The 15,014-nt window shown below is 60.7% G+C and carries 12 protein-coding genes; 3 read left to right on the top strand and 9 right to left on the bottom strand.

Going from position 1 to position 15,014, the window contains the following annotated elements; translation table 11 throughout:
• Positions 1 to 196 precede the first annotated feature (196 nt).
• A complete protein-coding gene (locus tag LCH65_RS20365) occupies positions 197 to 1,300 on the top strand; it encodes a calcium:proton antiporter (protein ID WP_003431849.1) in 1,104 nt (367 codons plus the stop codon).
• A gap of 111 nt (positions 1,301 to 1,411) precedes the next feature.
• Here the strand turns inward: LCH65_RS20365 and LCH65_RS20360 are convergent, their stop codons facing one another.
• The 9 genes from LCH65_RS20360 to LCH65_RS20320 all read right to left on the bottom strand — a co-directional run bounded on the left by LCH65_RS20360 (position 1,412) and on the right by LCH65_RS20320 (position 11,831).
• A complete protein-coding gene (locus LCH65_RS20360; RefSeq protein ID WP_096128693.1) occupies positions 1,412 to 2,767 on the bottom strand; it encodes an 8-oxoguanine deaminase in 1,356 nt (451 codons plus the stop codon).
• A gap of 123 nt (positions 2,768 to 2,890) precedes the next feature.
• A complete protein-coding gene (locus LCH65_RS20355) occupies positions 2,891 to 3,580 on the bottom strand; it encodes an SDR family oxidoreductase (protein WP_054995097.1) in 690 nt (229 codons plus the stop codon).
• A 239-nt stretch (positions 3,581 to 3,819) separates the two neighbouring features.
• A complete protein-coding gene (locus LCH65_RS20350) occupies positions 3,820 to 4,746 on the bottom strand; it encodes an ABC transporter permease (protein WP_226439785.1) in 927 nt (308 codons plus the stop codon).
• A complete protein-coding gene (locus LCH65_RS20345; protein WP_003431845.1) occupies positions 4,746 to 5,846 on the bottom strand; it encodes an ABC transporter permease in 1,101 nt (366 codons plus the stop codon). The genes LCH65_RS20350 and LCH65_RS20345 overlap by 1 nt, the downstream gene beginning before the upstream one ends.
• Before the next feature lie 11 nt (positions 5,847 to 5,857).
• A complete protein-coding gene (locus LCH65_RS20340; RefSeq protein WP_161429207.1) occupies positions 5,858 to 7,411 on the bottom strand; it encodes an ABC transporter ATP-binding protein in 1,554 nt (517 codons plus the stop codon).
• A 532-nt stretch (positions 7,412 to 7,943) separates the two neighbouring features.
• Positions 7,944 to 8,537 (bottom strand): YigZ family protein, encoded by a 594-nt coding sequence (locus LCH65_RS20335; protein WP_058397694.1) that lies wholly within the window; start codon positions 8,535 to 8,537, stop codon positions 7,944 to 7,946.
• Between the two features lie 32 nt (positions 8,538 to 8,569).
• Positions 8,570 to 9,232: a TetR/AcrR family transcriptional regulator gene (locus tag LCH65_RS20330; RefSeq protein ID WP_003318629.1), complete on the bottom strand. Its 663-nt coding sequence runs from the start codon at positions 9,230 to 9,232 to the stop codon at positions 8,570 to 8,572.
• A gap of 94 nt (positions 9,233 to 9,326) precedes the next feature.
• Positions 9,327 to 10,724, bottom strand: coding sequence for a nucleobase:cation symporter-2 family protein (locus tag LCH65_RS20325; protein ID WP_161429208.1), 1,398 nt, complete (start codon positions 10,722 to 10,724; stop codon positions 9,327 to 9,329).
• 186 nt (positions 10,725 to 10,910) lie between these two features.
• Positions 10,911 to 11,831: a LysR family transcriptional regulator gene (locus tag LCH65_RS20320; RefSeq protein WP_003431839.1), complete on the bottom strand. Its 921-nt coding sequence runs from the start codon at positions 11,829 to 11,831 to the stop codon at positions 10,911 to 10,913.
• A gap of 111 nt (positions 11,832 to 11,942) precedes the next feature.
• Between LCH65_RS20320 and LCH65_RS20315 the strand changes: the two genes are divergently transcribed.
• Together LCH65_RS20315 and LCH65_RS20310 are read left to right on the top strand one after the other, a co-directional pair.
• On the top strand, positions 11,943 to 13,289 hold the full coding sequence (locus LCH65_RS20315; RefSeq protein ID WP_187600120.1) for an aspartate aminotransferase family protein: 1,347 nt from the start codon (positions 11,943 to 11,945) through the stop codon (positions 13,287 to 13,289).
• Between the two features lie 90 nt (positions 13,290 to 13,379).
• Entirely contained in the window at positions 13,380 to 14,873 is a 1,494-nt protein-coding gene (locus tag LCH65_RS20310) for a CoA-acylating methylmalonate-semialdehyde dehydrogenase (RefSeq protein ID WP_096120574.1), read from the top strand.
• Positions 14,874 to 15,014: the final 141 nt, after the last annotated feature.

The following is a 15,014-nucleotide window of genomic DNA, read 5'->3' as shown; positions in this document are numbered from 1 at the left end:
GGCAGGCACTATTGTTGAAAACGGCGGGCACTATTTCACATCGTGGCGACGGGATCAAAAGTCATTTACGCGTGGGTGCGGTTCGCATTCGGGCTATTTTATGAAACCTTTTGTCACACAAGCTACTCTGACACGCTTCACTGTTGGCCACCTTCATGTACATCCGCGGCGATGTCGCAAGGTTTGGGGAATAAAAATGGGCGCATTGCTCAAGCAAGAAAAGTTTCTGTTGCTGGCAATCATTGCCATGTTCGTCGCTTATCCACTGGAGCACGTGCTGGTAGGCAACGGTCAGGTCGTGGCGCTGGTGTCGGGGCTGGCGCTGGTCGCGTTCATCATCTGCGCCTCGATGCGCGTTGCCCACCATGCCGAGATGCTGGCGGAAAAGGTCGGCGATCCTTACGGCACGATGATCCTCACGCTGTCGGCGGTGACGGTCGAAGTGGTGATCCTGGCGATCATGATGAGCAACGAGCCGTCGCCAACGCTGGTGCGGGACACGATTTATTCGGCGGTGATGCTCGACATCAACGGCATCCTCGGTCTTGCGGCGCTGATGGGCGGTATCAAGCACGGCGAGCAGTCTTACAACGATGATTCGGCGCGCACCTACAGCGTGATGATCCTCACCGCGATGGGCGTGTCGATGGTCGTACCCGAGTTCATTCCCAAGGGTGACTGGAAGATCTATTCGGCGTTTACCATCGGCGCGATGATCCTGCTCTACACCCTGTTCCTGCGCATGCAGGTCGGGCCGCACAGTTACTTTTTCAGCTACAGCTATCCGGAAAAGAAGAAGCGTCAGAGTCAGGGTTCCAATACGGCTGAAGAGCATGCAGAGCCGGTCAATCTGACCCGCTCAATTGCCACACTGGTTGTCGGCGTGGTGGTGATCGGCGCGCTGGCCGAAGTGATGTCGAAGACGGTTGACCTGGGCCTGGAAGGCACCGGTGCGCCGCCGGTGATGACCGCCATCCTGGTCGCCGCCATCTCTGCCGCGCCGGAGATCCTCACGGCCCTGCGTGCCGCGCTGGCCAACCGCATGCAGTCGGTGGTCAACATCGCGTTGGGTGCGTCGCTGTCGACCGTGATCCTGACGGTTCCGGTCATGGAAGCCATGGCGCTATACAGTGGCCAGCCTTTCCAGATGGCCATGACTCCGGTGCAGACCGTGATGATCTTCATCACCCTGCTGGTGTCCGCCATAAACCTCAACGATGGCGAAACCAATGCCATCGAAGGCATGACCCACTTCGTGCTGTTCGCGACGTTCATCATGCTCTCGTGTCTGGGGCTTTAGGGCCTATTGCCTATCGCTCCCACGCTCTGCGTCGCAAGAGGACGCAGAGCGTCCTGAACGGCATGCCGACGCGGAGCGTCGCACGATAGTTGAGATTATCGCCCCGCACGTTCAGCCCCCAATCAACTCCCGCGCGGCCTGGCTGTGATCGGCAATCAACTGCTTGATGTCCAGGCCTTCGACCTGGCCGTCGATCACTCGCCATTGTCCTGCGATCATCACCCGATCGGCACGGTCCGCGCCGCACAGCAGCAGCGCTGACAGCGGATCATGGCTGCCGGAAAAGCGCAGTTCGTCCAGCTTGAACAACGCCAGATCAGCCTGTTTGCCCACCGCCAGTTCACCGAGGTCAGTGCGTCCCAGCAATTGCGCCGACCCCTTGGTGGCCCAGCCCAGCACGAGCTGCGGAGTGATTTTTTCGGCGCCGTAGCGCAGGCGTTGCAGGTAAAGCGCCTGGCGGGTTTCCAGGATCATGTTCGATGCGTCGTTGGACGCTGAGCCATCGACCCCAAGCCCCAACGGCGCGCCAGCAGCGAGCAGGTCCAGGGTTGGACAGATGCCGGAGGCCAGGCGCATGTTCGAGCTCGGGCAGTGGCAGACACCCGTACCTGCTGCGCCGAGACGGGCGATTTCGTCGGGGTTAAAGTGGATGCCATGGGCCAGCCAGGTACGCGGTCCCAACCAGCCGACACTGTCCAGATAATCCACGGTGCGCAGGCCGAAGCGTTGCAGGCAGAAGTCTTCTTCGTCGAGGGTTTCAGCCAGGTGGGTGTGCAGGCGCACGTCGAGTTTTTCTGCCATGGCCGCACTCTCGGCCATGATCTGCGGCGTGACCGAAAACGGCGAGCAGGGTGCCAGCGCGATCTGGATCTGCGCGCCGTCACCACGCTCATGGTAGGTCTCGATCAAACGCTGGCTGTCGGCCAGAATCACCTCGCCCTGCTGCACGGTTTGCTGCGGCGGCAAGCCTCCATCCGCTTCGCCCAGGCTCATCGAACCGCGCGTCAGCATCGCGCGCATGCCCAGCTCCCGAACGCTCTGCACCTGAACATCGATAGCGTGTTCAAGCCCGTCGGGAAACAGATAGTGGTGGTCAGCAGCGGTTGTGCACCCGGACAGTAACAGCTCGGCCAGCGCCACCTTGCTGGCGACCGCGAGCTTCTCCGGCGTCAGGCGCGCCCATACCGGGTACAGGGTTTTCAGCCAAGGGAACAAAGGCTGATTGACCACTGGTGCCCAGGCCCGCGTGAGGGTTTGATAGAAGTGATGGTGCGTGTTGATCAACCCCGGCAGCAACACATGCTCACGGGCATCGAACGTCTGAGTGCAGGGCGTTGACGGGAGCTGCCCGGCGGCCAGCACTTCAGTGATGACGCCGCCTTCGATCACCAGACCGCCACGGGCGTCCAGGTCATTGGCAGTGAACACGGCAAGGGGATTTTTCAACCAGATACGGATCGCAGGCATGGGCCGGCTCCTCTGAAAGACAGGTTCAGGTTAGCCAGCTCAGTGTTGCCCTGTCTGCTGATCCAGGGTCGCCGGGGTCAGGTGCGCCCCGGCGAAGGACGGCGATTCTAGTCGAGCAGCCGATTACCAGGCAATCGTCTTGCCCTGGTAGTCGATGAAGTGATGGCCGCCTTTGCCGGCGTAGGCATTGAGCTGTTCGACAAGCCCAGTGGTGCTGGTCATCACGTCGATGGCGGCATTTTCGCCGCCCATGTCGGTCTTCACCCAGCCCGGATGCATAGACAAAACGGTAGGACGGTTCTCGCCCAGCTCGGTGACAAAGGTATTGGTCATCGAATTGAGTGCAGCCTTGCTAGCCTTGTACAACGCAAGGTTTGCGCCGTCCGGGCAAGTGACGCTGCCCAGCCACGAACTCATGAACGCCAGGACGCCCGTGCCGGGACGAAGTTGATCGACGAAGCGTTCGGCCAGACGAATCGGTGCCACCGCGTTGGTCAGGAACAACTGCCCGAGTTCGGCAGCGGTCGACTTCGCAGCGCTCTGGTGTGCCGCGCCACTGATGCCGGCATTGACGAACAGCACGTCGAACACTTCACCGCGCAGCTTCTGGACCAGCACTTCAAGCGAGGCCGTTTCGTCCAGATCCACCGCTTCGATGCGCACGCCCTCGACCGCTTTCAGGTTTTCAGCGTTTTGCGGATCACGTACGGTGGCGGTGACGTGCCAGCCCTGTTCGGTCAAGCGCTGCACCAGCCCGAGGCCCAGGCCACGCGAAGCACCGATGATCAGGGCGGTTTTCTTGGTAGTGGTCATGAATGATTCCTTGGCAGATTGAGAGACAGACTCCATGGCAGTGCCAGCAAGGCCTCTCGAAAGTTTCGACCTTGCAGCGTACTCCTGCCCATGACCTGTTGGAATCTTCGCGAGCCGAAAACGTTCAGGGGAATCACTGGAACGGCATGCCTGATAGTTTCAGGATTATCGTTCCTCACGCTCCAGCGTGGGAATGCCGTTCGTGACGCTCTGCGTCAACCATCTGCGCCGCTAGCTCCTCAATGACCCGCCCGCCACGGCTGGCCCAGCGATACCGGCGCATACAGTCGGGTGCGCAGGGCGTCGCGGGAGAGCAGGACGAGGACGATGATGGTGGCGAGGTAAGGCAGCATCGCCAGCAGGTTGGACGGGATGGCCAGGCCGATGCCTTGCGCGACCAGGTGCAGGATGCTGGCGAGGCCGAACAGGTACGCACCGAGCAGTAGACGCCACACGCGCCAGCTGGCGAACACCACCAGCGCCAAGGCTATCCAGCCGCGTCCGGCGCTCATGTTTTCCGCCCACATCGGTGTGTAGGCCAGCGACAGGTAGGCCCCGGCCAGCCCAGCCATTGCGCCGCCGAACAGCACCGCAAGGGTGCGCACGCGCAATACCGGCAAGCCCATGGCGCTGGCGGCGTCAGGGTTTTCGCCGACGGCCTGAATGATCAGCCCGACGCGGCTTTTCAGCAGCGCCCAGGCGACCAAAGCGAACAAGGCGAAGGACAGGTAGACCAGCAAGTCCTGGGCAAACAGCATGCGGCCGATCAGCGGAATGTCACTGAGCAGCGGGATGGCCACCGGTTCGAAACCGCTCAACGGTTTGCCGACCCAGGCGGCCCCGGCAAAGCTGGAAAGGCCAACGCCGAAGATGGTCAGCGCCAGCCCGGTCGCGACCTGATTGGCGTTGAACACCAGTGCCACCAGGGCAAACAGTGCCGACAGCAGCATGCCTGCAAGCATCGCCAGCAGCACACCCAGCCAGAGGTTGCCGGTGTTCAGGGCGACGATGAAACCGATCACTGCGCCAAACAGCATCATGCCTTCCTGACCGAGGTTGATGACGCCGCTTTTTTCGCAGATAAGTTCGCCCAGCGCCACCAGCAGCAAGGGGGTTCCGCAGCGGACCATGGCGTAGAAAATGTTGCTCAACAGGTCGATATCCATCATGCGGCTCCTGTGACGGCTGTCATCTGGCGCTTGGCCCAGTGCAGTTTCAAACGTGGGCGATAGAGAATCAGCACATCACAGGCCAGCAGGAAAAACAGCATCATCCCCTGAAACAACTGCGTGATTGCCAACGGCAGGTTCAAGGTCATTTGCGCGCTTTCTCCGCCCAGATACAGCAGGGCGATCAACAGGCTGGAGAACAGAATGCCGATGGGGTTGAGGCGGCCGAGAAAGGCCACGGTGATCGCGGCATAGCCGTAACCTGGCGAGACCTGCGGCACCAGTTGACCGATCGGCCCGGTCACTTCCGATACGCCGGCCAGCCCGGCCAGCGCGCCACTGATCAACAGTGCGAGCCAGACCAGGCGTTTTTCTCGAAAGCCGACAAACCCGGCAGCACGCTTGTCCAGGCCCAGCACCTTGATCTGAAAACCGACGAAACTGCGTTGCAGCAGCACCCACACCGCGACCAGCGCAAACAGGGCGAAGTACACGCCGATGTGCGCGCGGCCATCCTCCATCAACAGCGGCAGACGGCTGGCGTCGCCGAAGGTCGCTGACTCCGGGAAGTTCATGCCGGCCGGGTCCTTCAGCGGCCCGTGGACGAAGTACAGCAGCAAGTTGAGGGCGATGTAGTTGAGCATGATGCTGGTGAGGATTTCATTGGCGTTGAAGTGCGTGCGCAGCCAGGCGGTCACGCCCGCCCAGGCCGCGCCGGCGAGGGTGCCGGCCAGCAGCACCATGACCAGTGCCCAACGACTCTCCATCTCGATGATATTCACCGCCACGGCACTGCCTGCCAATGCGCCGAGCAGCAACTGGCCTTCCGCCCCGATGTTCCAGATACGCGCCTGATAGGCGACCGCCAGACCCAGCGCGCAGAGCAGAATCGGCAGGGTCTTGACCATCAATTCCGACAGGCCGTACCAGTCGCTGACCGGCGCGATCAGCAAGGTGTGCAGCGTCACCCAAGGGTTCAGGCCCAGGCCGATGAACAGCAGTGAACCGCAGACCAGGGTCAGCACCGCAGCCAGTAAAGGGGAGCACCACAACATCGCGCGCGATTGCTGGCCGCGCGGTTCCAGAGAAAGCAGCATGTTTTGCTCCGTTAACCAGGCACGTGGGCTTGGGTTTGAGAATGATCGAACTGTCCCGCCATCCAGCCGCCGATTTGCACGGTGCTGGTCTGTTCAGTGGGGATCAGGTCGGAAAGCTGTCCGCCACTCAGGGCGGCGAGTCGGTCGCTGATCTGGAACAACTCGTCCAGGTCTTCGGAGATCACCAGAATGGCGGCCCCCGCGTCGCGCAAGGCAATCAGCGCCCGATGGATCGCCGCCGCAGCGCCGACATCCACGCCCCAGGTGGGATGCGCGGCAATCAACAGTTTCGGCTTTTGCAGAATTTCCCGACCGAGGATGAATTTCTGCAGGTTGCCGCCCGACAGACTGCGCGCCGGGGCCTGCGCATCCGGGGTCTTGACCGCAAAGCGCCGAATGATTTCGTCAGCCAGTGCGCGCACCTTGCTGCGCTGGATCAGGCCATTGTTCACCAGCCCTTGCTGAAAGGCGGTAAGCAGCGCGTTGTCGGCAAGACTGAGTTCCGGCACTGCGCCATGCCCCAGGCGCTCGGCCGGGACGAATGCCAGGCCACGCTTGCGCCGCGCATCGGGCCGCAGGTTGCCGACCGGGGCATCCTCAAAACGCAGGGTCGCCGCCTGGGCATGGGGCAAGGTCTGTTCGCCGCTGAGCAGCGCCAGCAACTCATCCTGACCATTCCCGGCCACGCCCGCGATACCGACGATTTCGCCGCTGCGTACTTCCAGGCTGAGGTCTTTGAGTGAGCAGCCGAACGGGTCCGGGTTGTGCCAGGACAGTTTGTCGATGCGCAAAAAGGCCGTGCTGCCGCTGACCTTCTCATACTGTGCGGTCAGCCCTTCGGCATCACCGACCATCAAGCGCGCCAGTTCCAGATCGGAGCATTCAGCGGGAATGCAGTGCCCGGAGACCCGGCCGTTGCGCAGTACAGTCGCGCTGTGACACAGCGCGCGCACTTCGCCCAGCTTGTGACTGATGAACAGAATGCTGCAGCCTTCTCGGGCCAGATGCCGCAGAGTCACGAACAGCTCATCGGCTTCCTGAGGCGTCAACACCGACGTGGGCTCGTCGAGGATCAACAGGCGAATGTCCTGCATCAGGCAGCGAATGATCTCGACTTTCTGCCGCTCACCAATCGACAGGCTGTGAACTAGCCTCTGGGGCTCCACTGCCATGCCGTAGCGTTGTGAGACCTCGCGGATGCGCGGTTCGAGTTGCTTGGGCGTGCCCGCCGCTGCGCCCATCGCCAGCGCGATGTTTTGCGCGACGCTGAGGGTTTCGAACAGCGAAAAATGCTGGAACACCATGCCGATGCCCAGGCTTCTGGCCTGTGCCGGATTACGCATGGTCTGCGCCTGGCCTTGCCAGATGATTGTCCCGGCGTCGGGCTGCGTCACGCCGTAGATGATCTTCATCAGCGTGCTTTTGCCCGCACCGTTTTCACCCAGCAGGGCGTGAATCTCTCCGGGCTGAATCGTCAGGTCGACAGCGTCGTTGGCCAGGCAGCCGGGATACCGTTTGGTGATGTGGCGCAGTTGCAGGCGCGCAGCTATCGCGTGGTTTGACATGAAAGGCTCTGAGGCAGAAGTGGGTCGCGTGTGGATAAAGCAAAATCCTGGCCAAGGAGTCAGGATTCGCGTCCGGTGCGCTGAATCAAGGCCAGGCACGGAGTTTTCGGCCCTGTCACCGGCCTTCGCCTATCGACGGCGCTCGTTTCAGCACCAGTTCGGGGCGTGCTTGCCTGGCGCGGGCCAATGTGGCCCTTTGATTTGAACAAAAAATGTACAGCGGACGTGGAGGGCGGTGCGCTGAAGCAATGCGCGACCCTTGCACCTGTTATCCACAGGTTCTTCCACAGATACTGTGCGCAAGCCGGTTGAGTGAGAATAATGCGGCGGCGGTTAACATCCAAAGGCACTAAGAAGCGCTAACAGGCTGTTTTTGCACTCTTTATGGATCCACGCCCGGCAATTGCTCAAAAAACGATCATTCGCCTGAAACGCAAGCCCGGCAAGGCTCGCGGTGGAGTGTGCTCAGCTTATCCACAGCCGGATGCACAGTAGATGTGGGCAATTGTGACATGTGGCTCAGAGGCTCCGGCTATTGCTCCGGCGCTGCGTGCAGAAGGATTCTGCCGCGACTCAGATCGGCCAGTTGGCGCTGCAGGGTGTCGGTGTGCTCGGGGCCGATGGCGATGGACATCTGCACACCGTTGGCCATGAAGTGTTCGCTTTCCACCAGACCGTTCAGTTCGCCGAGACGCAGCTTGACCAGCACCAGCTCGCTGAAGCTGCATTCAAGGTGGAACGACGCGCGCTGGATCAGCGGCAGACGCTCGGCCTGCTGCAGGCATTTGTTGGCACCGCCGCCATAGGCGCGGGCCAGGCCGCCGGTCCCCAGTTGAATGCCGCCGTACCAGCGGATCACCAGCACCACGACCTGATCGAACTCCTGCGCTTCGATGGCGGCCAGAATCGGCCTGCCTGCAGTGCCGCCCGGTTCGCCGTCATCGTTGCTGCGATACTGGCCACCGAGCTTCCAGGCCCAGCAATTGTGGGTGGCGTTCAGGTCACTGTGCTGCTCGATGAACGCCTGTGCATCGGCCGGGCTGGCGATGGGGGCGGCGAGGGTGATGAAGCGGCTCTTGCGGATTTCTTCACGAAACTCGCAAGGGCCGATCAGGGTAAAAGGCATGCGTGTGTCCAGCTGACGTCAGGGCGACGATTCTACAAGGCTGGCGGGGTGAGCCCACAACCTTTGAGAATGATTCGAATGAGATTGTTGCTGGCCTGATCCATGTCCTGGCGAGTCAGTCGAGAACGACCGGTGACGCGACAGATCTGCGAGGCGAAGTCGGCATAGTGCTGGGTGCTGCCCCATAGCAGAAAGATCAGGTGCACCGGGTCGACGGGGTCCATCTTGCCGGCGTCGATCCAGGCTTGAAAGACCGCTGCCCGGCCCTGGAACCACAGGCGGTAATCCTGGCTGAAATACTCGCTCATGCATTCGCCGCCGCTGATGATCTCCATGGCGAAGATCCGCGAAGCCTGTGGCTGGCGGCGCGAGAATTCCATCTTGGCGCGAATATAGCGGGCCAGCGCCTCTGCCGGATCGTCTTCGACGCTGAGGTGGTTGAAGGTGCTGTCCCACAAATCGATGATGTTGCTGAGCACTGCGACATACAGGCCGAGTTTGTTGGTGAAGTAGTAATGCAGATTGGCTTTCGGCAGCCCGGCCTTGATCGCGATGGTGTTCATGCTGGTGCCCTTGAAACCGTGGCGGGCAAATTCATCTTCGGCTGCCTGGATGATCGCTTCTTCGTTCTTCTGACGAATACGGCTTGCAGGCTTGGTGACGTGAGCGCTGTGTGCGGGGACTTCAAGGGTCATGGGCAATTCCGGACAGGTCGTAGGGCGCGACGAATGAACAGATAGCGCACCGGCGAGCATCTCGCAAGCGTCGGTGCGGGCGCGGCAAGTAAAGTTATCGTGGTTGCTCCACAGGTTTGGGTTCCGCTGCACCGGCGCTCGGAACGGCGGCGACTTTGCCTTCCGGAATCAGCAGGCACATGACAATGGCCGTGATACCGCCGCTGGTGATGGCCGAATCGAACAGGTTCTGCACCAGTTTCGGCAACTGATGCAGCAGCGCAGGTTGCGCCGCAATACCCAGACCGACACCCAATGAGGTGGCAATGATCAGCATGCTGCGTCGGTCCAGCGGTGACTGGGCCAGAATGCGTACCCCGGCGGCCGCGACGCTGCCGAACATGACCAGCGTTGCGCCGCCGAGCACCGGCTTGGGGATCTGCTGGACGATGGCACCAATGTGCGGAAACAGCCCGAGCACGAACAGCACCGTGCCGATGTACAGCCCGACATAGCGACTGGCAACGCCGGTCAACTGGATCACGCCGTTGTTCTGCGCAAAGGTGGTATTGGGAAATGCGCTGAAGGTCGCGGCGATCATGCAGCTCACGCCATCACCCAGTACACCGCCCTTGAGGCGCGCCAGGTAACTCGGGCCGCTGATGGGCTGGCGCGCGAGCATGCAGTTGGCGGTCAGGTCGCCGACCGTCTCGATACTGCTGATCAGATAAATCAGCGCGACAGGCAGGAAAGCGCTCCAGTCGAAATTGAAGCCGAAGCGGAACGGCACCGGTACGCTGATCAACGGCAGGTCGTGAAGGGGTTGCGGCACCAGTTTGCCGCTGAACCATGCGGCCAGACTGCCCACCGCCAGGCCGATGATGATGGCTGACAAACGTACCCAGGGCGTATTCGAGCGATTGAGCACAATGATCACGGCCAGCACGAACGCGCCCAGCGCCAGGTTAACCGGGGCGCCGAAGTCCGGTGCGTTGAAGCCGCCGCCCAGGTCTGTCACGCCTACCTTGATCAGGCTCACACCAATCAGCGTGATGACAATACCGGTCACCAGTGGCGTGATGACCCTTCGCAACTGGCCAATGCAGCGACTCAGCGCGATCTGCACCAAGGCACCGAAAAAGCACACGCCGAAGATCATCGCCATGATGTCCTCCGGGCTGCCGCCGCGCTGCTTGACCAGAAAACCTGCGGACAACACTGCGCCCAGGAAGGCGAAGCTGGTGCCTTGCAGGCAGATCATGCCCGCGCCGATACCGAACGGGCGGCGTGCCTGGATGAAGGTGCCGGTGCCCGAGACCATCAAGGCCATGCTGATCAGGTACGGCATGTACTGTGTCAGGCCAAGGGTCGAGCCGATGATCAGGGGCGGGGTGATGATCCCCACGAAGCTGGCGAGAACGTGCTGGAACGCGGCCAATATCGCCGTCCAGGGTTTGGGGCGGTCGTTCAGGCCGTAGATCAGATCATCGTTGTCGAGTGTTTCAGGCTGCATGGCGAGTTCTCGGACGGGGAAATGCCATGTGCTGGCGTGTCGTTGTTCGGGACTACTGCAAAAAACTGTCCAGTTGCTCAGCTTATTTTTATTTGAGTCCATTTATTTCAATAAATATCAGCCTGATAGCGCTTTCAACGCGCTCTGCAGCGTCGGCGAACCGGCCAGGTGCAGGGCAGAAATGTGTCATCGGGTAGCGGCAAGTGTTTCCAGAAAGCTCTCCAGCACCAAATGAGGGCGCCGGCCTTTGCGGGTGACGGTCACCAGATTGAGGTCGTAGAACTTCGAATCCGGTTTCAATGCGCGCAGCCTGCCTTCCTGCACCCAGGCATTGGCGTAATGATCGGGCAGGTAGCCTATGTAGCGGCCGGTCAGAATCAGGAAGGCAATGCCCTCCCGGTCGGACGCGCTGGCCGTGCAGGTTAGTGCCTGATAGTGGTCCTGGATCTCGTTGGGCAGGCGAAAGGTCGGAGCAATGGCTTCCTGCTGTGCGAGACGTGCGTCATCCAGCGTGGCATTCTCGGCGTAAAACAGGGGATGCCCGACCGCGCAATAGAGCAGCGAACGCTCGCTGTACAACGGATGATACTCAAGCCCCGGCAAGGCACTGGCCTGCGGCACGACACCGACATGCAGGCCGCCGTCGAGTACACCGCGCTCGACTTCGGCGGGGGCGATCATGCGGATGTTGATGTGCACGCCCGGCCCGCGCTCTTTCAGCCGGGCCAGGGCATGGGTGATGCGCATGTGGGGGAGGGTGACCAGGTTGTCTGTCAGGCCGATGTTCAGCTCGCCGCGCAGGTTCTGGTGCAGGCCGTTGACCTCTGTCCTGAAACTTTCCAGCGCGCTGAGCAATTGCAACGACGACTGATAGACCTCGCGCCCTTCGTCGGTCAGTGAAAAGCCGGCGCGGCCTCGCTGGCACAGGCGCAGGCCGAGGCGTTGCTCCAGATCACTCATCTGCTGGCTGATCGCTGATCGGCCAATGCCGAGCACGCTTTCAGCCGCAGAAAAGCCACCCGCCTCGACGACGCTTTTGAATAGGCGCAGCAAGCGGATATCAAAATCACTGACCTGCGACACCGGATCGGAACGACGGATATTCATTGTTTAGTGATTACCAAACCAAAGATCATAAAAGGCGGGTTTCATGAACTTTAGCCGCGTGGCACCTTGGCAGCAATGACCTTTCGTTTAGCGCCTGCGAGGCTTGCTCCCATGAATATGTTCGAAGTGTCCGATGTGCCTGTCACCCATCAGTTGAAGCTTGATGCTCACTGGATGCCCTACACCGCGAATCGAAATTTCCAGCGCGACCCGCGCATGGTCGTGGCCGCGCATGGCAGCTATCTGACAGACGACAAGGGGCGCAAGATCTACGATGCACTCTCAGGTCTATGGACATGCGGGGCTGGGCATACGCGCAAGGAAATTCAGGAAGCCGTGTCCCGGCAGCTGGGTGTGCTGGATTACTCACCAGGCTTTCAGTTCGGACATCCCCTTTCGTTCCAGCTGGCAGAACAGATTACCGACCTGACGCCGGGCAATCTCAACCACGTCTTCTATACCAACTCGGGTTCCGAGTGCGCGGATACGGCGGTGAAGATGGTGCGTGCCTACTGGCGGCTGAAAGGCCAGGCGACCAAGACCAAGATGATCGGTCGGGCACGCGGCTATCACGGTGTGAACGTGGCGGGCACCAGCCTGGGCGGAGTGAATGGCAATCGCAAGATGTTCGGCCAGTTGATGGACGTCGACCACTTGCCGCACACCCTGCTGGCCAGCAATGCGTACTCGAAGGGCATGCCCGAGGCGGGCGGTATCGCGCTGGCTGACGAGATGCTCAAGTTGATCGAGTTGCATGATGCGTCGAACATCGCTGCGGTAATCGTCGAACCCATGGCGGGCTCGGCTGGTGTGATCGTTCCTCCGCAGGGCTATCTCAAGCGCCTGCGTGAAATTTGTGATCAGCACAATATCCTGCTGATCTTCGACGAAGTCATTACCGGCTTCGGTCGTACGGGCTCGATGTTTGGCGCCGACAGTTTCGGGGTCACGCCTGACCTGATGTGCATCGCCAAGCAGATCACCAATGGCGCCGTCCCCATGGGCGCGGTAATCGCCAGCAGCGAGATCTATCAAACGTTCATGAATCAGCCAACGCCGGAGTACGCCGTCGAATTCCCTCACGGCTACACCTATTCCGCTCACCCCGTAGCCTGTGCGGCCGGGCTGGCGGCGCTTGAGCTGCTGCAGCGGGAGAACCTGGTGCAGCAGGCCGCAGCCGTCGCGCCGCATTTTGAACGTGCGCTGCACGGTATCAAGGGCGCGAAAAACGTGGTCGATATCCGCAATTACGGTCTGGCAGGTGCCATCCAGCTCGCACCGCGTGACGGCGACGCCATCGTGCGGCCCTTCGAGGCAGGCATGAAGCTGTGGAAAGCCGGTTTCTACGTGCGCTTCGGCGGTGACACCCTGCAATTCGGACCGACCTTCAACAGCCAGGCGCAGGATCTGGATCGATTGTTCGATGCCGTCGGCGAAACCCTCAACCTGATCGACTGACCGCGCTGGCAGGCTCTCTTCTTATATACGTGCCTTTATCGCATCGGGTGTGAACTGACTCACGCCCGTTGCCTTTATCCGGAGTTTTCCATGAGCAGCATTCAACACCTGATCCACGGCGAGTTCGTTTCTGCTGAAGGTCGTAGCGCCAATGTCTTCAACCCGTCGACCGGGCAGGTTATTCACACCGTGGCGCTGGCCGATCGCGATACAGTCCAGAAGGCAATCGACTCGGCCAAGGCTGCCTTTCCGGCGTGGCGCAATACGCCGCCGGCCAAGCGTGCTCAGGTGATGTTCCGTTTCAAGCAACTGCTTGAGCAGAATGAGTCACGTATTGCCCAATTGATCAGTGAAGAGCACGGCAAGACCCTGGAAGATGCGGCGGGCGAGCTGAAGCGTGGTATTGAAAACGTGGAATACGCCTGCGCTGCGCCTGAAGTGCTCAAGGGTGAATACAGCCGCAACGTCGGGCCGAACATTGATGCGTGGTCTGACTTTCAGCCGCTGGGTATCGTTGCCGGTATTACCCCGTTCAACTTCCCGGCCATGGTGCCGCTGTGGATGTACCCGCTGGCCATTGCGTGTGGCAACTGCTTCATCCTCAAACCTTCGGAACGCGATCCCAGCTCCACATTGTTGATTGCCGAGCTGCTGCATGAAGCGGGGCTGCCGAAGGGTGTGCTCAATGTGGTTCACGGTGACAAGGTCGCGGTCGATGCGCTGATCGAAGCGCCGGAGGTCAAGGCACTGAGCTTCGTCGGTTCCACACCGATTGCCGAGTACATCTATAAGGAAGGCGCAGCGCGGGGCAAGCGCGTTCAAGCGCTCGGTGGTGCCAAGAATCATGCGGTGTTGATGCCGGATGCCGATCTGGACAACGCCGTGAGTGCCTTGATGGGCGCTGCCTACGGGTCCTGCGGCGAGCGTTGCATGGCGATTTCGGTCGCGGTATGCGTCGGCGATCAGATCGCTGATGCATTGGTGGCCAAACTGGTTCCGCAAATCCAGAGCCTGAAGATCGGCGCGGGCACGACCTGTGGCCTGGATATGGGGCCGCTGGTCACCGGGCAGCATCGCGACAAGGTCGGCGGCTATATAGAGGACGGTGTGCAGGCGGGCGCGACTCTGGTGGTGGACGGGCGCAACCTTCAGGTTGCCGGGCATGAACAGGGCTTCTTCATGGGTGGCTGCCTGTTCGATCGCGTAACGCCAGAGATGCGTATCTATAAAGAAGAGATTTTCGGGCCGGTGCTGTGCATCGTGCGCGTGGACAGCCTTGAGCAGGCCATGCAACTGATCAACGATCACGAATATGGCAACGGCACCTGCATCTTTACCCGCGATGGCGAAGCGGCGCGTCTGTTCTGCGACGAGATTGAAGTGGGGATGGTCGGGGTCAATGTTCCACTGCCGGTGCCGGTGGCCTACCACAGCTTTGGTGGCTGGAAGCGTTCCTTGTTCGGCGACCTGCATGCGTACGGTCCCGATGGTGTGCGCTTCTATACCCGTCGCAAGGCAATTACCCAGCGCTGGCCACAGCGTGCGAGCCACGAAGCGTCGCAATTTGCATTTCCCAGCCTGTAAATTCTGCGGGAGGGAGATCGTCTTTAAAGAGGATCTCCCGTGTTTGCTGGGGCGTAGCAAAGCAGGGTGAAGATTTTTGAAATTAACGGTTGACGCCCTCTGTGAGGTGTCTATAATTCGCCCCACTTCCGGCGCAGACGG

This window comes from Pseudomonas sp. MWU16-30316 (assembly GCF_020515645.1).
Lineage (GTDB): Bacteria > Pseudomonadota > Gammaproteobacteria > Pseudomonadales > Pseudomonadaceae > Aquipseudomonas > Aquipseudomonas cerasi.
This window is presented reverse-complemented; position numbering and strand designations above follow the sequence as displayed.